General features: G+C 66.1%; 18 protein-coding genes. 8 read left to right on the top strand and 10 right to left on the bottom strand.

What is annotated here, in order from left to right; genetic code table 11:
- Positions 1-285 precede the first annotated feature (285 nt).
- Complete coding sequence (locus GX543_RS10855) at positions 286-750, top strand: hypothetical protein (RefSeq protein WP_290851912.1); 465 nt, start codon at positions 286-288, stop codon at positions 748-750.
- A gap of 466 nt (positions 751-1216) precedes the next feature.
- Here the strand turns inward: GX543_RS10855 and GX543_RS10850 are convergent, their stop codons facing one another.
- Positions 1217-4702 carry a replicative DNA helicase gene (locus GX543_RS10850; protein WP_290851910.1) on the bottom strand — a complete coding sequence of 1162 codons (3486 nt, stop codon included), beginning with the start codon at positions 4700-4702 and terminating at the stop codon, positions 1217-1219.
- A gap of 412 nt (positions 4703-5114) precedes the next feature.
- Between GX543_RS10850 and GX543_RS10845 the strand changes: the two genes are divergently transcribed.
- Together GX543_RS10845 and GX543_RS10840 are read left to right on the top strand one after the other, a co-directional pair.
- Positions 5115-5675, top strand: coding sequence for a hypothetical protein (locus tag GX543_RS10845; RefSeq protein WP_290851909.1), 561 nt, complete (start codon positions 5115-5117; stop codon positions 5673-5675).
- Between the two features lie 93 nt (positions 5676-5768).
- Entirely contained in the window at positions 5769-6413 is a 645-nt protein-coding gene (locus tag GX543_RS10840) for a TetR/AcrR family transcriptional regulator (protein ID WP_290851908.1), read from the top strand.
- Between the two features lie 131 nt (positions 6414-6544).
- On the opposite strand, the gene rplI is transcribed toward GX543_RS10840, so the two are convergent.
- The 4 genes from rplI to rpsF all read right to left on the bottom strand — a co-directional run bounded on the left by rplI (position 6545) and on the right by rpsF (position 8296).
- Entirely contained in the window at positions 6545-6994 is a 450-nt protein-coding gene (gene rplI / locus GX543_RS10835) for a 50S ribosomal protein L9 (protein WP_290851907.1), read from the bottom strand.
- Positions 6995-7014: 20 nt separating this feature from the next.
- On the bottom strand, positions 7015-7281 hold the full coding sequence (rpsR, locus tag GX543_RS10830) for a 30S ribosomal protein S18 (protein ID WP_290851906.1): 267 nt from the start codon (positions 7279-7281) through the stop codon (positions 7015-7017).
- A gap of 40 nt (positions 7282-7321) precedes the next feature.
- A complete protein-coding gene (locus GX543_RS10825; protein WP_290851905.1) occupies positions 7322-7888 on the bottom strand; it encodes a single-stranded DNA-binding protein in 567 nt (188 codons plus the stop codon).
- 126 nt (positions 7889-8014) lie between these two features.
- Entirely contained in the window at positions 8015-8296 is a 282-nt protein-coding gene (gene rpsF, locus GX543_RS10820; protein WP_290851904.1) for a 30S ribosomal protein S6, read from the bottom strand.
- Between the two features lie 160 nt (positions 8297-8456).
- Here rpsF and GX543_RS10815 point away from each other — a divergent pair, with 160 nt between their 5' ends.
- Positions 8457-10460 (top strand): GNAT family N-acetyltransferase, encoded by a 2004-nt coding sequence (locus GX543_RS10815; RefSeq protein ID WP_290851903.1) that lies wholly within the window; start codon positions 8457-8459, stop codon positions 10458-10460.
- 23 nt (positions 10461-10483) lie between these two features.
- On the opposite strand, the gene GX543_RS10810 is transcribed toward GX543_RS10815, so the two are convergent.
- From GX543_RS10810 to GX543_RS10800, 3 genes are all read right to left on the bottom strand, one after another.
- On the bottom strand, positions 10484-12034 hold the full coding sequence (locus tag GX543_RS10810; protein WP_290851901.1) for a glycosyltransferase 87 family protein: 1551 nt from the start codon (positions 12032-12034) through the stop codon (positions 10484-10486).
- Complete coding sequence (locus GX543_RS10805; protein ID WP_290851900.1) at positions 12034-14289, bottom strand: transglycosylase domain-containing protein; 2256 nt, start codon at positions 14287-14289, stop codon at positions 12034-12036. Before GX543_RS10805 ends, GX543_RS10810 begins: the two co-directional genes overlap by 1 nt.
- A gap of 86 nt (positions 14290-14375) precedes the next feature.
- Complete coding sequence (locus tag GX543_RS10800) at positions 14376-14768, bottom strand: DUF5318 family protein (protein WP_290851898.1); 393 nt, start codon at positions 14766-14768, stop codon at positions 14376-14378.
- Positions 14769-14918: 150 nt separating this feature from the next.
- On the opposite strand from GX543_RS10800, the gene GX543_RS10795 reads away from it, so the two are divergent.
- The 3 genes from GX543_RS10795 (at position 14919) to GX543_RS10785 (ending at position 18110) form a co-directional block, all read left to right on the top strand.
- Entirely contained in the window at positions 14919-15575 is a 657-nt protein-coding gene (locus tag GX543_RS10795; protein ID WP_290851896.1) for a PadR family transcriptional regulator, read from the top strand.
- Positions 15568-16662, top strand: coding sequence for an inositol-3-phosphate synthase (locus GX543_RS10790; protein ID WP_290851895.1), 1095 nt, complete (start codon positions 15568-15570; stop codon positions 16660-16662). Before GX543_RS10795 ends, GX543_RS10790 begins: the two co-directional genes overlap by 8 nt.
- Positions 16663-16931: 269 nt before the next feature.
- The gene (locus GX543_RS10785; RefSeq protein ID WP_290851893.1) at positions 16932-18110 is read left to right on the top strand and encodes a cation:proton antiporter; all 1179 of its coding nucleotides are present in this window, start codon (positions 16932-16934) and stop codon (positions 18108-18110) included.
- A gap of 26 nt (positions 18111-18136) precedes the next feature.
- Here the strand turns inward: GX543_RS10785 and GX543_RS10780 are convergent, their stop codons facing one another.
- Entirely contained in the window at positions 18137-18781 is a 645-nt protein-coding gene (locus tag GX543_RS10780) for a LuxR C-terminal-related transcriptional regulator (protein ID WP_290851892.1), read from the bottom strand.
- Positions 18782-18982: 201 nt separating this feature from the next.
- Here GX543_RS10780 and GX543_RS10775 point away from each other — a divergent pair, with 201 nt between their 5' ends.
- A complete protein-coding gene (locus GX543_RS10775) occupies positions 18983-19711 on the top strand; it encodes a response regulator (RefSeq protein WP_290851891.1) in 729 nt (242 codons plus the stop codon).
- A 102-nt stretch (positions 19712-19813) separates the two neighbouring features.
- Here GX543_RS10775 and argG read toward each other — a convergent pair.
- Positions 19814-20835, bottom strand: a 1022-nt coding sequence (gene argG / locus GX543_RS10770; RefSeq protein WP_290851890.1) for an argininosuccinate synthase, incomplete at its 5' end; no start/stop codon positions are given.

Below are 20835 nucleotides of genomic sequence, written 5' to 3'. Positions count from 1 at the left end.
CGGCTCGAGCATCTCCGTGGGATCGCCCAAGGCTTCCGCAACCTCGACCACTACATCTTGCGGTCGCTACTGCACTCCGGTCAGCTCGCCGACCGGATCAACGCACTCTGAGATACGAAGAGCCGGTTATCCGACTCATCCGGCCCCCGCGGGTTCTGATCCGTGGAAAGATTGGGAGATTCACCACATCATCCCCACTGGGGTATGGAGGGAGACACTCGTTTGAGAGTATGATTCCCTTATCTAAAGAGATTCATGCACTACATATTGATTGGTCCCGATTCTATGGTTAACAGCATCCTTGCAATCCTTGATTCATTTCCTAACGTGCACTCTTCGAGCGGCGATTTCAGATTCACTGGGACTACGGCGTATGAACCACCAGCCTCTAGATGGGAGATTGAGGATTGGGAGAAAGCATTGTCCTGTCAAGCGGGATTGATGAATGATTTTTGGGGCGTGACTAGAACTGCTCATATTTACTATGCCGAAGGTAGCAGTGGGCTGACGATGTTGAGTCCAGAAGGCAGCATACGGACGTCCCTGCTAGATTATGAAATAGATGAGAATGGACGTCACAAAGACGATATCGTGATCGGTACATTCGAGGTTGTTCCGGACTCCATTATTTACTCTCCTATGGAGAATGCGATTCTCTGGGCTGGAGTCATCGACGGCCGTGACGATTGGGATCGATTCGAGAGCGTCGCGAGCTTCTTGGGCGAGTACAAGAACTATCCGTATCTCTGAATGGTGCGAACCGCGTCTCTCTTGCGAAGCGAGGGCTCTCGGACCAGGCCGCAGCGGCAGCGGCGGGACGCCCAGTGAACTGCACCGACCGCGGCCGGTTTGATCAGATCGCTCACGACGACCTCGTCCGTTCACCACCGCGCAGGAGCGAGCCGCCGGGATTGGCCACGCTGTTGACCACCCCTGCTTCACGCGAGGGTTCTTGACGGGTGGTACTCCGACGTATTCGGGTTGGAACCGAGGCCTCTAATGGCACAATGACGAATCTTCGGGATTGAGTTTGGGCGTAGTGGCCATAGGAATCGCTATTGGAGTCTGCCGCAGCGTTGAAGTTTGTGACAGTTTCCGCTGGAACTTCTTACTGAAATGGGGTGGAATATGCCCGGTAGGACTGTCGCATACTGACAAATCTCAGCGGAATTTACAATAGTCAGGCGGAATCTACAAGAATCACAGCTACTACCAACTAGCCCCGCGCCATGTCCACGAACCGAGACAGATGCAACTGATGGGCCACCGTGATCGTGGCCGTCGGGCCGTTACGGTGCTTGCCCACGATGATGTCGGCCTCGCCGGCCCGGGGATCGTCGCGCTCGATGGAGTCGGGTCGGTGCAGCAGGATGACCATATCCGCGTCCTGCTCCAGGCTGTTGTGGACGGCGATTCCGTCCGCGACGAAGTTGTGCGTGCCGGGCACGGTCGCGTCGTAGACGTCCTGAACGCCGACGCTCTCGATCTCGACGATCCGGTCCCAGTAGACGTCGTTCGTCGCCAGCATGTCGATGTCGGCATCGTCGAGGACCTGCGCGACGCGAGCCAGGCGTCCACGGCTCGGCGAGCGCTTCCACATCGCCGAACCGCAGAACTGCGAGCCCATCGCCGAAGAGAACTCGCGATGGGTCATTCCTCGGTCGGTCAACACCGCGCGGACCTTGGCCCACACCTCCGCAGGAATCGTGTCCGCGTTGGTGTTCGGTACGACGTCCGCGAGATGCTCGATGCACTCGGTGACCTGTGCGCCTCGCGCACCATGAACGCCGACACCGGTCAGAAAGACCAACTGCTGCTCGGCGCCGCTCACCTGCACATGCCAGCAGGGGCGATAGCCGCCCTTGGTTGTCCGGATGATCCGACCGTAGATCCCCAGGCGCGCCAACAACTGGCACACATCATCGGCGAGGCGCCTCGACGTGGTCGCGTAGTAGATACGGGCCTGCTTCGCCTTGGCATCCCACCGCACCGAGCCGTCAGTGGCCCACAGATGATGCAGGAACAGCGCTACCTGTTGGTTGGACGATGCGAACACCGCTTCGGGGACGAACTTCTGGTAACTGCGCCCGAAGAGTCCGAGCTCGTCGAGCCACACCGCGATCGGGTTACGCCTGCCGTGCGTGAGGTGGTACGGCGCAGGCAGCCGCAACGTGGTGACTCGGGCAGCGGGATAGTCGTCCCGAACAGCGGTGACGCCCCACTCTGTTGCCGCGGCGGTGACAGCCGCCAGGTTCTCCTGATCGACGCTCGCATAGCGGATCGGCTGACGCTTGACGCACGACCCGTCTCCGATCATGTGCGCCAGCATCACCAACTGAGCTTCGGTCATCGCGACGGTCTGCTTCGGTTCCGGGACCACCCGCGGTGCCGCGACCCGATCGCCGACGGACAGGTCGCCCAGGGACTGCCAACCATCGATCGTCAGGAACGGATGATTGGCCGTCGCCTCGACAACACGCCCAGACGCCGACCGCAGCCGGAACACTTCCTTCCGTCCGCTCGGGAAGACCTTGACCATCGGGCGCGCGACCATCCGCATCCGATCGTCCAACGACCACACCAGCGGCTGCTCACCCGAGGCCAGCAACTCACCAAAGGTCACCTCGGCGCCGTTGTCAGCACGCAGGATCCGCGTCGAAGCCGGCAGGCAGCCCGACTCGCGCAGGTCAGAGACCTGCGGACGCTTGTCGGTGCGCTGCTCCGGACCACGGTTCAGCTGACTGATCGCGACCACGGGGACTTCGAGTTCCTTGGCCAGCAGCTTGATCGAGCGGGAGAACTCCGAGACCTCCTGCTGTCGCGACTCGACCTTCTTGCCCGACGTCATCAGCTGCATGTAGTCGATCACCACGAGCTTGAGGTCGTGCTTCTGCTTCAGGCGACGGGCCTTTGCCCGGATCTCCATCATGGTGAGGTTCGGGGAGTCGTCGATGAACAGCGGCGCCTCGGTGATCTCGCCCATGCGGCGTGCCAGACGGCTCCAGTCGTCGTCGGACATCTTTCCCGACCGCATGTCGCCGAGCTTGACCTTCGCCTCCGCCGACAGCAGGCGCATGACGATCTCGGTCTTGCTCATCTCCAACGAGAACATGGCCGAGGTGAGGCCGTGGTGAATCGACGCCGAGCGCAGCCAGTCCATCGCGAGGGTGGAGTTGTGCGTCGGGACCATCGCCTCGCCGGCGAGGTACAGGTGGCTGATGTTGTCGACCTCGACGCAGCGGACCGGGACGCTCGGGACTGCGCGGACCGACACCACGCGCCGCGAACGCACGCTGCCGCGCAGTTCCTTGTGCCGCTGCGCTTTGTCGAAGACGGTGAAGACCGCGTCGGGCGCGTTGAGCCGAATCCAGCCGCTGCTGGCACGACGGAAGCTGTAGCCGAGCCCGGCGGCGAGGTCGCCGACCACTGACGACATGTGGTTGGTGGCGGCGGGAACGGTGATCCAGCCGTCGTCGTCGATTCGCGCGCGCGAATCCAGGATGCCCGCCAGCAGCGCGCGCCGCTGGGAGACCGAACCGCGCAGGTACTCGTGCGGGATCCGACCGCCGAGGTCGGTCATCAGCGTCATCACGTCGACGGGACCCTCGGCTTCGATCCGCGCGCCGATCTCCGGGTCGTCGTAGGCCATGCCCGCGAGGGCGCCCACGGTGTACGGGCCGTACGCGAGCGGCCGGTACGGCAGCTCCAGCGGCTTGGTGTTGGCAACGTTGGCACGACCGCCGTACAGCTGCATCTCGTCGGTGGTGACGATGCGCTGCTCGCCGTCGATCTCGACCGACCACTGGTGCTGTTCGTCGGCGACGATCACGGCGCCGTCGTCGAACTCCAGCTGGTAGCAGGGACGACGGGTCATCACCTCGGTGGTGGCCACGACGGTGGTCGGCCGCCCGTCGGGACCCAGCAGGTGGTCGCCCTTGGCGATGCGGCCCATGGTGGTCCAGCCGGTCGGCGTGGCGAGTGGGGTCTCGAGCGAGAGCGCCTTGCCGACGCCGGGGCGTGCGGCCACGATGATCATCTGGCCGGGGTGCAGACCGTTGGTGAGCTCGTCGAGGTCGTGGAAGCCGGTGGGCACGCCGAGTGAGATGCCACCGCGCGACGCGATCGAGTCCAGTTCGTCCAGCGTGGGCTGCAGGAGTTCTTCCAGCGCAACGTAGTCCTCGGTGGTCCGACGCTCGGTGACCTCGTAGATCTCCGCCTGCGCACGGTCGACCACTTCGGCGACATCCTGGCCATCAGCTCCGGCGTAGCCGTACTGGACGATGCGGGTGCCTGCTTCGACGAGCCGACGGAGGATCGACTTCTCGCCGACGATCTCGGCGTAGAAGCCGGCGTTCGCGGCGGTCGGGACCGTGGAGATCAGGGTGTGCAGGTACGGTGCGCCGCCGATCTTGCGCAGCTCGCCCTTGCGCTCGAGTTCCGCGGCGACGGTGATCGCGTCGGCGGGCTCACCGCGTCCGTAGAGTTCGAGGATCGCGTCGTAGACCGCCTGGTGGGCGGGCTTGTAGAAGTCACCGGGACGGATGCGCTCCAGGACATCGGCGATGGCGTCCTTCGAGAGCATCATGCCGCCGAGCACCGACTGCTCCGCCTGCTGATCCTGGGGTGGCTGTCGCCCGAACTCCTCCGTCGGAGGCTCCGGTGGCAGATCCGGTTCGCGACCGAGATCGGCTTCGATAGCCACGCACATACCCCCTGAGTCCATCAGTCCAACAACGCGGTTCCCCTTCGGGAAACCGCACCTATCAGAAAGGTTAGGGCGAGGGGACCGGCGCTGCCAAACACCCCCTGTGGACAACACTGTTGATCCGGTGTGGACAACTGTGGACATCCCAGGAAACGATGTGAACAGTCCTGTGGATGCGCTGGGGAAATCTCCGGGGTTTATCCCCGTCACCGCAGGTAGGACCCTGTTGACGCAATCCACAGAGGATTAATTGCCAGCTGTTCGGCGTGTTGGCTTGCGCCACGCCGCTGTCACATTTCGATGAGCGATCGGAGGTCGTACTCCCCGTCACACCCCGCCGGTCGCCGCGACAACCGGCGGATCCGCCCAAGAACGCCAACGCGGCACGACGACATGCTGAAATGGGTGCGTGCGAGCATCAGGTTCGGCGCGAGCGAGCGCCCTCATAGTCGTTGTCGTCGCTGCGCTCGTCGCGGTCCTCCTGCCGGGCACCACCGGGGCGGCCAACGCCGCGCCACGGTCGTCGGACTTCGATCTGGCGCGCATGCAGCCGGTGAACCCGGACAAGTACCGATCGATCTCGTACGCGAACCGCGGGCGACACTTCTTCCGAGCTGACGGCTGGCTGTGCCAGATCGGTCCGCAGCCGGGTGCCACCGCGTGCAAGGGCAAGCCGCGCACGGCACCGCCCGGCGTGATCGGCGTCGCCATCGCCGGCGAGCAGCAGGGGCCGTACTGGGTGCGCCCGGGCACCACCTTCCAGTTGGGGCCGGTGAGCCCGTTCCGCGCGCCGACACTGCACGCCGGTACCCGAATCACCGTGGCCGACGTGACCTGCGCGGTGCCCCGCCGAGGCGTCGTGGTCTGCCGAAACTGGAATCGCGGTTTCAAGGTCAGCCGAGGATCGCACACCTTCATGTATCCGAAGGGCGACCGCGCGCACGACCGCAATCCACGCTCGCGCGCCTGATTCACCCGCACCGCAACGCGCCGTCGACCCGTCGCTCCCTAATTTTCTAACGAGACGGTAGATTTAGGGCAACAGACGCGACGGAGGAGTCCCATGTCCGCGACCAGCCCTGCCGCCCAATCCCCTGGAGCCGAACCACCCCGGGCACGAGGCGCCAAGTCCGAGGCGACACGCGCCCGGATCATCGACGCTGCGGCCAAGGTCCTCGCCGAGAACGGCTACCAACACACCCGCCTGTCGACGATCGCTGAAGCCGCGGGCATGCAGGCGGGCAGCCTGTACTACCACTTCGACTCCAAAGAGCAGTTGGTGGAGGAAGCCCTCGCGGGTGCGACGCATGCGGTGCACGCCGCAGTACTCGAGTCGTTGGCATCGCTCTCCGACGACGCCACGGCAGGCCAGCGACTCTTCGCCGCCATGCGGGCCTTCATGACCACGCGCATGGAGTTGGGTGCGGTCTCCCCCGCACACATCCGGAGCTACCGCGAACTACCCGCGGAGATGCGCGAGCGCCTGCGCCCGGAGATGGAGGCCGTCTCGAACCTCTGGGAGCGACTCGTCGCCGACGCCGTCGCCTCAGGTGAGATCCGCAACGACATCGACGCCCACACTCTGCACCTGTTCGTCTTCCACACCTCCGAGCAGATCGCCAAGTGGCCGCCCGGGCTGAAGACGTCGATTCCCGAGACCATCGACAAGATGTTCCGACTGATGGTGACTGGCCTGACGGGCTCCTAGGCGCCCGCACTCAGCAACCCGGCACCAGCCACGGACCCGACTGCAGTCACCGAAACGACTGGAATCACGGAACGACAACGGAGCCGGTCACCCGAGAGGGTGACCGGCTCCGTTGCGCAGTGCGTCGAGCGTCAGCTGGCGACGGTGAGGCTCAGCTTGGCCTCGACCTTCGGGTGCAGCTTGACGATGACCGGGTAGTCGCCGAGTGCCTTGATGTGGCCCTTCGGCAGCTCCACGTTGCGCTTGTCGACGGCCGGGCCGCCTGCAGCGCGGATGGCGCCTGCGACGTCAGCGGCCGAGACCGAGCCGAACAGCTTGCCCGAGTCGTGGGTCTTGACGGTCAGCGAGACGTTCTCGAGGCCTTCGATGGCCTGCTTGATCTCGTTGGCGTGGTCGAGGTCGCGCACGGCACGAGCCTCCTGCGAACGACGGATGCCGTCGACCTGCTTCATGGCACCGCGGGTGGCGACAATCGCCAGGCCGCGGGGCAGCAGGAAGTTGCGGCCGTAGCCATCGCGCACCTCGACGGTGTCGCCGGCTTCTCCGAGGTTCTCAACAGCGGCGGTGAGGATCAGCTTCATTGTTCTGTGTCCCTTCCCGCTCAGCGTCCGGTCGACGTGAACGGCAGCAGAGCCACCTCACGCGAGTTCTTCACAGCCACAGCGACGTCGCGCTGGTGCTGCACGCAGTTACCGGTGACCCGACGCGAGCGGATCTTGCCGCGGTCCGACAGGAAACGACGCAGCAGCGCGGTGTCCTTGTAGTCGATCTCGACCTTCTTGTTCTTTTTGGTGTCCTTGCAGAAGGTGCAGGCCTTGGCCTTCGTGACCTTCTCCACGCGGGGCTTGCGGCCCTTTTGCTTTGCCATGAATTGCTCCAGTTAATGGTCTCCGGGTAGCAGCCCGGAATCAGAAAGGTGGTTCGTCGTCCCCGCCACCGAAGCCGCCGCCCGCTGCGGGCGCACTGCCCCACGGGTCGTCGGCCGGCTGGCTCGCCGGCTGCTGGGGGCGGCCCTGCGGTGCGCCGTAGCCACCGCCGGAGTTTCCGCCACCCTGATTGCCGCCGTATCCGCCGCCCGAGTTTCCGCCGAAGTTGCCACCGCCGCCTCCCCCACGGGGGGTGCGAGTGACCTTGGCGGTCGCGTATCGAAGCGAGGGACCGATCTCGTCCACTTCGAGCTCCACAACGGTGCGCTTCTCCCCTTCACGGGTTTCGTACGACCGCTGCTTGAGCTTGCCCTGAACCACGACTCGGGTGCCCTTGACGAGCGACTCGGTCACATTCTCTGCGGCGTCGCGCCAGATGCTGCAGCGGAGGAACAGCGCTTCGCCGTCCTTCCACTCATTGGTCTGACGATCGAACGTCCGCGGAGTGGAGGCCACCGTGAAATTGGCGACCGGAGCACCGGATGCGGTGAATCGCAGTTCCGGGTCGGCGGTCAGATTTCCGACGACCGTGATGACCGTGTCCGTCATGAGACTCCCTAATCGTGTCGAGAAACGCTGCATCGAGTGCGCACCTGGAGTGGTTTGACACCACCCTATGTGTGCTCGCTGACAAAGTCAGCGACTCTATCCACAGCGACCCCTCGGGCCTGTGGATTACTTGCGCAGGACCTTGGTACGAAGCACCGACTCGTTCAGCTTCAGCTGACGGTCGAGCTCGCTCACGGTCGCCGGAGTCGCGTTCAGCTGAACGACGGCGTAGATGCCCTCGCTGTGCTTCGCGATCTCGTAGGCCAAGCGGCGCTTGCCCCAGATCTCGACGTCGTCCACCTTGCCGCCATCGTTGCGAACAACGTTGAGGAAGGTATCCAGGGATGGGGCGACGGTGCGTTCGTCCAAGCTCGGATCGAGGATCACCATCAGTTCGTAATGACGCATAAGACCACATCACCTCCTATGGGCTTTCGGTCACGGACGTTCCGTGACAGGAGGGTCGCCTGCGTCGGCAACCTGTCCAAGATACATGACCGCCGGTGACCTGGGAAATCACCGACGCGCCTCCGCCGCGGTCCGGTGCGGCCTGCACTACGCTCGTCGCATGCCTTCGGCCCGCAATGCCCTCCAGGGCAAGCGCCTTCACTTCGGTGAAGCCACTCTGATCCTCGTCACCGCGATGCTGTTCACCGCGGCGTCGTCGGCCATCGCCTTCGCGACCAAGGTCGGCTGCACGACGACCGAACCCGGCGCCAAGCGCGAATGGCTGTTCGGCGGCCGCTACGACGTGGTGCCCTGCTACTCGGATCTGTTCACCATGTGGCACGGTCGCGGACTGTCGGAGCACGTCTTCCCCTACATCCACGGCGGCATCACCCCCGACGGCAACCTGTTCGGCGGCGTGGTGGAGTACCCGGTGCTGTCGGGACTGATCATGTGGTTCAGTGCTCTGGGCGCCGACACCGACGGCGAGTTCCTCTGGCACAGCCTCCTGGTGCTAGCACCGTTCGCCTTCATCACGACCATCCTGCTGGCGTTGCTGACCCGCTGGTGGGTGCTGCTGTGGGCCGCGACCCCGCCGATCGCGCTGTACGCCCTGCACAACTGGGAGCTCCCGGTGGTCTGTGCGGCCGTCGCAGGCATCGCCGTGATGGCGTGGGGCTGCTCGGCCGACCCGACCACCGGAGTGCGGCGCTGGTCGGTGCGGACCACCGCGATCGTCGCGGCGATCCCCCTCGGCATCGGCTTCTCCCTGAAGATCTACCCGGGCCTGTTCGTGCTGCCGCTGATGCTCTATGTCCTGACGCGCGGCGAAGCAGCCGACCGTCGCGGGGCCGATCGGCCCCGCGCCCTGGACTGGCTGGGCGCCGGCTACGTGGCGCTCTCGGCCATCGTGACGGTGGCGGCGACACAGCTGCCGTTCATGATCGCCGGCTTCGAGGGATGGAAGGCTGCGATCGACTTCCAGACCAAACGCGAGGCCAACCTCTCGACCAACTCCATCTACTACTGGGGCCTGCGTTTCCTGACCGGCGGCGAGACGCCCGCCTACGCGAGCATCGTCGACGTGGCGTCGCCGCTGCTGATCATCGTGTCATTCGCGGTGGCGTGTTTCCTGGGCTGGCGGGCCTACCAGCGCGATGGGGTGTTCCCGTGGCTGGGCGTCAGCGCGGCGATGCTGGCGGGCTTCATGGTGTTTCACAAAGTGCACTCCCCGCAGTACACCCTCTGGATACTGCCGTTCTTCGTACTGCTGCGGGTCCGGTGGTGGCTGATCGCGCTGTATCTGCTGGCCGATCTGGTCCTCGATCTGACGATCTTCCACCTCCTGCTCAACTACTCCGCGACCACCCGGACGTGGGTGCTCGTCGGCGTGAACTTCGGCGTCTGGGTCCATGCGATCGTCCTGCTCGTCCTGATCGTGGCCTTCGTGAACGCCCGACCGCGCGAACCGCTGGCGTCGTATCTGTCGGGCACCCTGCCGCCCCCGGGACCGCTCACTCGGCTCGCGCAGGCCGACAGTTCGGGTGCGGCTGCCTGGCTGGGCTCTCCGACCCTCGCGAATCAGCAGGTGACGCTGCGTCCGCTCGCACTGGCCGACGCCGAGGCGCTGGGCACGGTGGCCGGCGAGCCCGACCTCTACCAGTGGACCACCGGCGTCCCCCACGACACCGACTCCGCACTCGCATGGATTCGCACGGCGCTGGCCGATCCGCATCGGGTGGCATTCGCCGTGCTCGACGCCGACGGCCGGCTCGTGGGGTCCACCAGCTTCTACGAAGTGGACGAAGCGAGCCGCTCCCTGGCGATCGGGTACACCTTCTACGGCCCCGCAACCATGGGCACCGCGGTGAATCCGGCCGCCAAACTGCTGCTGTGCGACTACGCCTTCACCGTCTGCGACGCCGTCCGCGTGGTGTGGCACACCCATGTCCAGAACGCGCGGTCGCGCGCGGCGATCGCCAAGCTCGGCGCGGTCTACGAAGGCGAACTCCGCAAGCATCGCCGCTTCCGCGGCGGCTGGCGAACCACGGCCCAGTACGCGATCGTCGACGACGACTGGCCCGCCTCGCGGGAGCGGCTCGAGGATCGGCTTGCGCCCGTCTGATCAGGTCGCGGCGAGGAGACCGCTCAGGTGGCCGACGCGCCGGTCGCGGGCGAGCGCATCAGCCTGCCCGCTTCTTGTTCATCGTCGTCGCGACGCACCAGCTGCCACACGACCACCGCGCACAGACCGACCAGCACGGCGCCCCGCAACGTGTTGACCGCGTAGAAGAACTCCGGCGGCACCCACTTGCGCTCGGCGTCGAGGAACAGACCCATCCGGGGAATCCAGATGAGGGCGTCGAACACCATCCAGGCCAGCACGGCGCGCGGGTACGGCACGGCGAGCACCGCGAGCGGCACCAACCACAGCGATGACTGCGGTGTCCATTCCTTCCCGAACAGCAGGAACCCGGCAACCAGCAGGAACATCAGCTGCGAGAGGGTCGGTGCCACCGTGGCCCGCAAGCCGACGTAGACCACCACGGCGATCACCGCCACCAGCAGTAGAAGCACAAGGGCGTTGAGCAGTCCCGTCGTCGGGTTCCACCCGGTGGCCAGCGAGATCAGCCGGTACAGGGTGTCCGGTTCGACGCCGCGGTCGCGCCAGGCCCGGTACGCCGCGCTCCACCCCGAGGGGTACATCACCAGCAGCGGCACGTTCACCACAGCCCAGGCGCCGACGGTCGTGGCCGCGACGATCGCGAGGTCGCGCAGCCGGCGCTGCCGGACGCACAGCACCGCAATCGCGGGCAGCACCAGCAAGGGATACACCGCGGCCGCGGCACCGAGACCCACGAAAACGCCGGTCCAGCCGGGTCGACCCCGACTCCAGAACAGCATCGCGACGGCCAGCATCGAGATGCCGAGGACGTCGGTCGCGGTGAACGCGTGGAACATCAGCAGCGGCGAGAGCGCCATCAACGCGCCCAGCCACATCCGCCGACGATCGGTCATCATCGTCGCCCAGACTGCGAGCAGCCAGAACAGCGACAGCACCAGCGCGCTGATATTGAAGTAATTGACGGCGTCGAGCGTCGCGGGCAGCCCGACGGCATCCGCGAACCACGCCCAGGCGCGCGCGGCCTGCGCGTTGGCGTACATGAAGAGTCCGGTGAGCGCCGGTTGTTCGAGGTAGGTCTTGACCTCTTCGCCGTTCTCGTCCTTCGTCATCCAGAAGGTCCGATACGGGAAGGCGCCGGCAGCGATGTCGCCGGGCGTCAACTTGTTTCCGTCGTACGACGCGATCAGGTCCGAATAGCAGAGTCCGACGAACTGCCGCTGGTTGTCCCAGTTGAGGCGCACGTCGCCCGGCGAGTCCTCGACCGGTGCCTGCTGGATGCAGCCGGCCTTGCCGAACCAGCCGATCGACAATCCGACCAGGGCCAGCAGGAACACCACCCGCAGCGGCGTCCACAACCGACTGCGGCCGACGATCGCGTGCACGCCGACCGGACCGCCGATCGTCTCGCTGGCGGTCAGGAGTTGGGCACTGGCCCGCGACGGCAGCACGCGATCGATCTCCGACCGCAGATCCGCCGAGAGCGGTTCCGGCGATTCCATCGGCGGCAGCCCCATCCCGGATTCCACCCCGCTGCCAGATTCCACCCCGCCGGGTGGTGCGTCGCCCGCTGCCACTAGGTCGTCGGCACCGGTTCCGACGGGGCCAGCATCGGCTGGTCGGAAGGCCTGCGTCCGGGCTGCCCGTTGTTGCCGTCGTTACCCGAGTTTCCGGGGTACTCCGGCTCGATGGTCTCGCCGGTGTCGCCGTTCTCGGTGGTGCCCGGATCGTCGCCGTCGTCGCCGCCGATCGGAATCGTGACGCCGGGCGCGATCACCACGTCGCCGTTCTCGTTGGTTCCGGGCAGGCGCGGGCGCGTGCGCGACGGCGTCTGGTTCCGGGTCTCGGTCGGGGTGTAGGTGGTCGGCGGCGGCTCGTAAGGCACGCCCGCCTGTCCACCGACGGCTTCCGGAGTCGGGAACTCTTCGATCGGGTCCCCTTCCAGCGCGCCGTCCATCGCGGTCTTCCAGATCTGCGCGGGCAGTCCGCCGCCGTAGATCGACGCGCCCGAGTAAGTGCGGAGCGCCGTGCCCTTGTCGGTGCCGACCCAGGTCGCCATCGAGAGCTGCGGCGTGTAGCCGGCCATCCAGGCGTCCTTGTTCTCGCCGGTGTCACCGAGCTGAGCGGTACCGGTCTTGGCGGCCGACGGACGAGCGCCGTAGCTGGAGTCGTAGAGCGAGTTGCCGTTCGAGTAGGCGGCGATCGGCTCCATGGCCGCCGTCACGTTGTCCGCGACGGCAGCCGAGACGACCCGCTTGCCCTCCTGCTTCTCGCGCTCGAACAGCACGTCGCCGGTGGAGTTCTCCACCTTCTGCACGAAGAACGGCTTGCGGTAGATGCCCGACGCCGCCAGCGTGGCGTACGCCGACGCCATGTCGAGCACGCGCGACGGGTACTGACCGAGCACGACGCCGCCCTCGGAATGACCGTTGCTCTCCTGCAGGGTCTTCTCGATGTCGCCGAAGCTCTCGGCGATACCGAGCCGATGAGCGGTGTCGGCGACGGCATCGGCCTTGCCGTTGAGGTCCATCATCAGGCGGTAGAACACCGTGTTCAGCGACATCTTGAGAGCGGTCGCGAGGTTGCACGTGCCGCAGGTCTCGCCGTCGGAGTTCTCGACGGTCAGACCGCCCGGGCCCTCGTACGGCGCGGAGCTGTACTGCTGCGACAGCGGGATGTCCTGTTCCAGACCGGCCACCAGCGCGAACACCTTGAAGATCGAACCGGTCTGCAGACCCGCGGAAGCGTAGTCCCAGCCCGTTGCGTCCTCGCCGCCGTAGTAGCCTGCGACGCCGCCCGTCTGCGGGTTCACCGCGACGGTCGCGGTCCGCAGCTGCTTCGGCTCGCCCTCCAGCTTGCCGCGGGACGCCGCGACGATCGACTTCTGCACCTTGGGGTCGATCGAGGTGGTCACCTTGAGACCCGAGGTCTGCACCTCCTGCTCGGAGATACCCAACTCCTCGAGCTCAGCCAGCACCTGACGCTTGATGAGCCCGTTCGGGCCCTCGTTCACGGTGGCGGAATCGTCCTTGATCTTCGCGATCTTGGGGAACTTCTGCGCGTCACGGTCGGCCTGGCTCAGCGCCCCGGTCGCGACCATGCCGTCCAGGACGTAGTTCCAGCGGCTAACGGCGAGGTCGGGGTTGACGGCCGGATCGTAGATCGACGGACCGCGAATGACCCCGGCCAGCAGGGCGGCCTGCGACACGGTCAGCTTCTTCAACGGCACGTTGAAGTAGGCCTTAGCGGCGGCGTCGACCCCGTAGGCGCCACGGCCGAAGTAGATGGTGTTGAGGTACGCCGCCATGATCTCTTCCTTGGACCACTGGCGGGACATCTTGGTGGCGATCGCGAGTTCCTTGAACTTGCGCTTGTAGCTGACCTCGTCGCCGACGATCGCCTTCTTCACGTACTGCTGGGTGATCGTCGAACCGCCGCCTGCGCCTTCTCGGTTGAAGACCTTGCCGAGCACCGCGCGGGAGAACCCACTCGTCGAGAAACCGGCGTTGGAGTCGAAGTCGCGGTCCTCCGCGGCCTTGACCGCATCGATCATCGGCTGCGGAATGTCCTCGTACTTGACGTCGGTGCGATTGCCCTCGGGGGGAACGATCTTGGCGATCGTGCCGCCCTTGCTGTTCATGATGGTGGCGACCTGGTTCTGCTTCAGGTCGCCGGGCGACGGTACGTCAACGGTCAGGTAAGTGAAGAGAAATGCCACCACCAGAGCAACAGCCACCAGCGGTACTGCTCCAGCAAAAAGTCCCAGCACCCACGCTGCGACCTTGACCGGCGTCGACTTGTTCGACGGCGCAGCACCTTTACTGCTGGTCATCGCTCACCTACTTCTCTGCGCTCTCGCACGGACGACTGAATCACTCAACTGTGCCGCATGGCTGCGATGCAGCCAAGTCTGTCAGTTCACTTGGCAACCCGGCGGGGTCGATGTCCGACGCCCTCGGGCAACCCGGCAACGAACGACTGCACCAGATAGTTCCAACGACAGGTGCGACACACCTCGACCACGTGAACGCTGAACTCCCTGGCGGCTCCGTCGAGGGTCTGGATCTCCGCCGCTGACCGCGCGGAACCGTTCACTCGACCGAGATGCTCGCCGAAAACCCACGAAACCAAGGTGACCTGCTCTTTTCGGCAGACCGGGCACACCTCGTCGGTGGTCTTGCCGTGGAACTTGGCCGCGCGCAGGAGGTACGGGTCGGCATCGCACACGGCCGACAGCGGGGTACGGCCGGTCCGCACACGCGACAGACACTCGCGTCGCGCGAGTGCGAAGTCCACGATCTGCCGGTGCACGCCTTCAGCGTAGACGGGCGTCGAGCGGGACTCGCCGTGTGATGGAAATCAACCCGCGGAGGCTACTGATCGGTTGCGGTCGGTTTATATCGATGCGATACATTGGTAGTTGCATCTTGGCGCGATAACGCATCGAAAGGGGGTCGCGACATGCTCGAAATGGCAGTGCTCGGCCTTCTTCTCGAATCGCCCATGCACGGGTACGAGCTGCGCAAGCGGCTCACCGGCCTCCTCGGGGCGTTCCGCGCGTTCTCGTACGGATCGCTATACCCGACCCTCAAGCGCATGCAGACCGACGGTCTGATCGTCGAGGACGAACCCGAGACCTTCACCGCCGTCAAGGTGCGCCGCGCGCGCCGCGTCTACCGGCTGACGAAGACAGGCGAAGAGCGCTTCGCCGAACTCGTCGCCGACACCGGCCCGCAGAACTACACCGACGACGGCTTCGGCGTGCACCTGGCGTTCTTCAGCCGCACGCCCGCCGTCGCCCGGATGCGGATTCTGGAAGGTCGCCGCCGTCAGGTGGAGGAGCGTCGCGAGGGTCTACGCGATCTGATCGGCCGGACCACGCGGTCCACCGATCAGTACTACACGCGCCAGATGCACGAGCTCAGCCTCGAGACCTCCGAGCGCGAGGTCCAGTGGCTGAACAAATTGATCGCCGACGAAGCCTCGGGCTCGGTCGGCGCCCCAGATCATCGCCCCGCGGAGCCGGAGACGGCCGCTCGGGACGACGGAAGTAACAACTCGGCGGTACAGCAACCCGCCGTACCGCTGCAACAAGAAGGAGATCCCGACCATGGGTGAAACCAACAAAGTGCGCGTGGCCATCGTTGGCGTGGGTAACTGCGCCTCATCCTTGGTTCAGGGCGTGCACTACTACAAGGATGCCGACGAGAGCGCGACCGTTCCCGGTCTGATGCACGTCAAGTTCGGCGACTACCACGTTCGCGACGTCGAGTTCGTCGCCGCGTTCGACGTCGACGCGAAGAAGGTCGGCTTCGACCTCTCCGAGGCGATCAACAACAGCGAGAACAACACCATCAAGATCGCTGACGTGCCGCCGCTGAACGTGACCGTTCAGCGCGGCCACACCCTCGACGGCCTCGGCAAGTACTACCGCGAGACCATCACCGAGGCCGACGGCGAGGGCGTGGACATGGTCCAGACCCTCAAGGACCTCAACGTCGACGTGCTCGTCAGCTACCTCCCGGTGGGTTCGGAGCAGGCCGACAAGTTCTACGCGCAGTGCTGCATCGACGCGAACGTCGCCTTCGTCAACGCACTCCCCGTCTTCATCGCTTCGGACCCGGTCTGGGCCAAGAAGTTCGCCGACGCCGGCGTCCCGATCGTCGGCGACGACATCAAGAGCCAGGTCGGCGCCACCATCACGCACCGCGTCATGGCGAAGCTGTTCGAGGACCGCGGCGTGGAGCTGGACCGCACCTACCAGCTGAACGTCGGCGGCAACATGGACTTCAAGAACATGCTCGAGCGCGAGCGTCTGGAGTCCAAGAAGGTCTCCAAGACCCAGGCCGTCACCTCGATCCTGGACGGCCCGCTGGCCGGCAAGGTCTACGACAAGAACGTGCACATCGGCCCGTCGGACTACGTCCAGTGGCTCGACGACCGCAAGTGGGCGTACGTGCGCCTCGAGGGCCGCGCCTTCGGCGACGCCCCGCTGAACCTGGAGTACAAGCTCGAGGTCTGGGACTCCCCGAACTCGGCCGGCATCATCATCGACGCCGTGCGCGCCGCCAAGATCGCCAAGGACCGCGGCCTCGGTGGCCCGATCCTGCCGGCCTCGGCCTACCTGATGAAGAGCCCGCCCAAGCAGATCGCCGACGACACCGCGCGTCGGCAGCTCGAGGCCTTCATCGTCGGCGCTGACTAGTCTCAGCCCGATGCAGGCTCCCGGTGCCGAATGATTCAGCCCCGGTTCGCTTGACCTGACAGTTGCCCCTCCCGATTCCGATCGGGAGGGGCCATTGTCGTCTGAAGCCGCTGTCCGTCTGAAGCCGCTGTCGGGCGAGCGGCTGGTCCGCGCCGACGGATCACCTCCGGCGCTGGAAAGATCGTCCCCTCAGCGCGGCACCGTGCCCTCTTCGGGCGAGGCGAGCGTCGATGGGGACGATCTGGACCGCACGCGGCTAGATTCAGCTGGTGACCGCGTCGCATATGACCCTGCTGCTGGTGCCACTCCTGGTGGTTGCGGCACCGATCCTGGCCCGGCTGATCCGCCGGTGGCTGCCGGTTCCGGTGATGGTCTTTGAACTGCTGCTGGGCATCCTGTTCGGCCCGGCCGTCTTCGGTCTGGTGCAGGTCACCGAGTTCCTGGACATGCTGGCCGATCTGGGCGTGGCGATGCTCTTCTTCATGGCCGGCAGCGAGATTCAGCTGTCGGCGCTGCAGGGCCGGACCGGCCGGCGCGCCTGGTTCGGCTGGTTCCTCAGTCTCGGCCTGGGTATCGCGGCCGGACTGTTGATCGCCCCCGGTCTCGGCGCGGTGATCGTCGGTATCTGTCTGTGTTCGACGGCGCTCGGCACCCTGCTACCGGTGCTGCGGGATGCCGGCGTCCTCAAGCAGCCGTTCGGCTTGTCGGTCAGCGCGGTGGGCGCGGTCGGCGAGTTCGGGCCGATCGTGGCGATCTCGCTGCTGCTCGGCAGTCGTGAGCCCGGCGGGGCCTTGGCGGTACTGACGGTCTTCCTGGTGATCGCGGCAGTGCTGATCTGGCATTCGCAACGCCTGCCGCACGGCCGGCTGCACCGCTTCGTCGAGTCCACTCTGCACACCAGTGGGCAGTTCGCGGTGCGGCTGGTGATGGCGATCCTGTTCGCGCTGATCGTGCTGAGTCTGGTGCTCGACGTCGACATGCTGCTCGGCGCCTTCGCCGCCGGTGTGGTGTGGCAGATGCTGATGCGCGATGCGAGTCCGGCGACTCAGCATGCGGTGGAGAGCAAGATCGAGGGGCTGGCGTTCGGTTTCCTGATTCCGGTGTTCTTCGTCGCCACCGGGGTGAAGTTCGATCTGCGGGCGCTGCTCGACGCACCGCTGACCCTGTTGCTGGTGCCGGCCATGACCGTCGCGCTGCTGGTGATCCGCGGGCTGCCGGTGATGCTCGCCGCGCCGGAAGGCGCCGGTTGGCGGGAGCGGTTCGCCGTTGGTCTGCTCGGGGCGACGGGTCTGCCGATCATCGTCGTCGTCACCGCCATCGGGGTGGAGGAAGAGCTGATCTCCAGTACCGAATCGGCGGTGCTGGTGGGCGGTGGCATGCTCTCGGTGCTGCTGTTCCCGCTGATCGGGATGGCGCTGGCGCGGCGGAGCACCCGGGCCGGCGGGTGACCCGGAACCGGCCGTGTGAGTCCTCATCATCCCCACATCGATGGCGCGGTGCCCGCGTCAGACCCCTCAGCTGACGCGGGCCCGCCATCCGGCAGACGGATCCAGCCGTCTGCGACCATCTGCAACAGCAGTTGGCTCTTGTTCGCCACCTTCCGGCCGGCGGCGTTGTAGCGGTCGGTGACACGTCGGTAGTGCGTGCGCACCGTGCAGGTGGCCACGAGATGCTCCTCGGCGGTCTGCGCGACCGTGGCGCCCTGCACATAGGTCGCCAGCACTTCGCGCTCCCGGGGACTCAGCGAGATCGCATCGGGCCGCTCGGCCACTCCGAGAACACCTTCGAGGAACTCCACGAGACGACGCACCGCACAGTTCGTCGCGGGAATCACCGTCGTGCCGGGATACCGGGTGCCGACCGAATCGACGGATTCGACGACGGCGAACTCTGCTCCGGCACAGCGGGAGTCGGCGACCGCCCGGGCGAGGCGCCCGCTCGTCCGTACGATCACGGCGCCGAGCGGGGCCGGCAGCGGGGCCGGCGGATCGTCCACCTCGATGATGACGGCCGGATAGCCCAGACTCCGGACGAATGCGGTCAGGGCGCTGTCCGTCAGGTCGTGCTCGGCGACGATCCCCACCACCTTGTTCTTGGCCACCGTCTCGGGCTTCGACACTGTTCCTCTTCTCCGGCTTCTCCGGCGCCCGGTCACCGGTGAGTCGGCGGAGCGGCGCCCTTCATCAGTTTGGGCGACGCCGGAGCGCGAATCAGCAGGGATTACGTCAGTCCTCAGCCCGTTTCCTGCTGCAAACTGCATGCCGGACGATTCTGCATGCGTGATTACACATTCCATGCCGGCGCGGCTACTGTGCGACAGATGGCTACCGGTCTGCGCATTCTCATCGCCTCGCCCCTCGGCAAGGTGATCTCCGGACCGCTGCAAGCCGCCTTCGACGACGTCACCGTGTCCGTGGCCACCAGCGACGAGGAGCTGACGCGGATGATCTCGGGCACGGTCCGCTACGACGTGGTCGCCGCCGACTTGATCTGGAACCGGCCCGAGCTGGAGTGGCGGTTCGACGGTCTCGACGTGATCGATCGGCTGCGTGATGCCGACCGGCCTGCGCCGGTACTGCTGGCGTCTCAGGGGCACAGCATGGAGATCGACCACCTCGAGGAAGCCCGGCTTCGTCCCGAGGTCTTCGGCGTGATCCCCAAGTCCGACGGCCTCAACGCCATCGTCGATGCGCTCCGCGCTGCGGCGCTGGGCCGGCGGTTGCGGCCGACGCCCGCACCCGTCCCGACCCGGATACCGCTATACGAGCTGTTCGGTGATCGCCGTGGGCAGACGGCGGGCCGGCTGGCGGGAGCGATCGCTGCCGGCAACGCCACCGACAACGCCTCGCTCGCCCGCATCGCGAAGGTGTCCCCGAGCACCGCCAACAAAGTGACCAGCCACTATCTGGGGCCGATCATGCTGGCCCGCGACGAGCACGATGAAGACCTCCCGCTCTCGCAGGGCGCCGTCTACCGCTGGTGCGGCCTCCACGCGAGGTACCTGATCAGCTGGTGCCGTCGCAACGGCCACGGCGACGTGCTCGGCTGAGTAGACGCACCGTTCGACCGGACTGCGGCGGTTTCAGTCGCCCCCGATGCGCGACGGCCCGCCCCCAGCGAGGGGGCGGGCCGTCGTCGTCGAGCCGAGTGTCTAGTCGACGCCGGAGTCGATGGCGGCGCGGTCCAGGACCACCTCGCCGGCATCTTCCGGCTCGCCGCCGACGATCGCCTGCGCGCCGCCGGAGGACAGCTCGCCGACCAGGTCGGCGGTGGCGCCGCCGACGATGCCCAGGGCCGCGTACTGCTCGAGGCGGGCCCGCGAATCGGCGATGTCCAGGTTGCGCATGGTCAGCTGACCGATGCGGTCGGCCGGGCCGAAGGCGGCGTCGCCGACGCGCTCCATGGACAGCTTGTCCGGGTGGTACGACAGGCTCGGGCCGGTGGTGTTGAGGAAGTGGTAGTCGTCGCCGCGGCGCAGCCGTACGGTGACCTCACCGGTGATCGCCGAGGCGACCCAGCGGACCAGGGCCTCGCGCAGCATCAGCGCCTGCGAGTCCATCCAGCGGCCCTCGTACATCAGGCGGCCGAGACGGCGACCCTCGTTGTGGTAGTTGGCGACGGTGTCCTCGTTGTGGATCGCGTTCACCAGGCGCTCGTAGCCGATGTGCAGCAGCGCCATGCCGGGCGCCTCGTAGATGCCGCGCGACTTGGCCTCGATGATGCGGTTCTCGATCTGGTCGGAGACGCCCAGTCCGTGGCGGCCGCCGATCTCGTTGGCCTTGAGCACCAGGTCGACGGCGGACTCGAAGGTCTCGCCGTTGATGGCGACCGGGCGGCCCTGCTCGAAGCGCAGGGTGACCTCTTCGGTGGCCACCTCGACATCGTCGCGCCAGGCGGCGACACCCATGATCGGCTCGACGACGTCCAGGCCGTGGTCGAGATGCTCGAGGGTCTTCGCCTCGTGGGTGGCGCCCCAGATGTTGGCGTCGGTCGAGTACGCCTTCTCCTGCGAGTCGCGGTACGGCAGCTTGCGCTCGGTGAGCCACTGGCTCATCTCGTGGCGGCCGCCGAGCTCCTCGACGAAGTCGGTGTCGAGCCACGGCTTGTAGATCCGGAGGTTCGGGTTGGCCATCAGGCCGTAGCGGTAGAACCGCTCGATGTCGTTGCCCTTGT

It is taken from the genome of Gordonia sp. (in: high G+C Gram-positive bacteria) (genome assembly GCF_012515855.1).
GTDB lineage: Bacteria > Actinomycetota > Actinomycetes > Mycobacteriales > Mycobacteriaceae > Gordonia.
The sequence above is the reverse complement of the archived record's forward strand: the minus strand, read 5'-3'. Positions and strand labels throughout refer to the sequence as shown.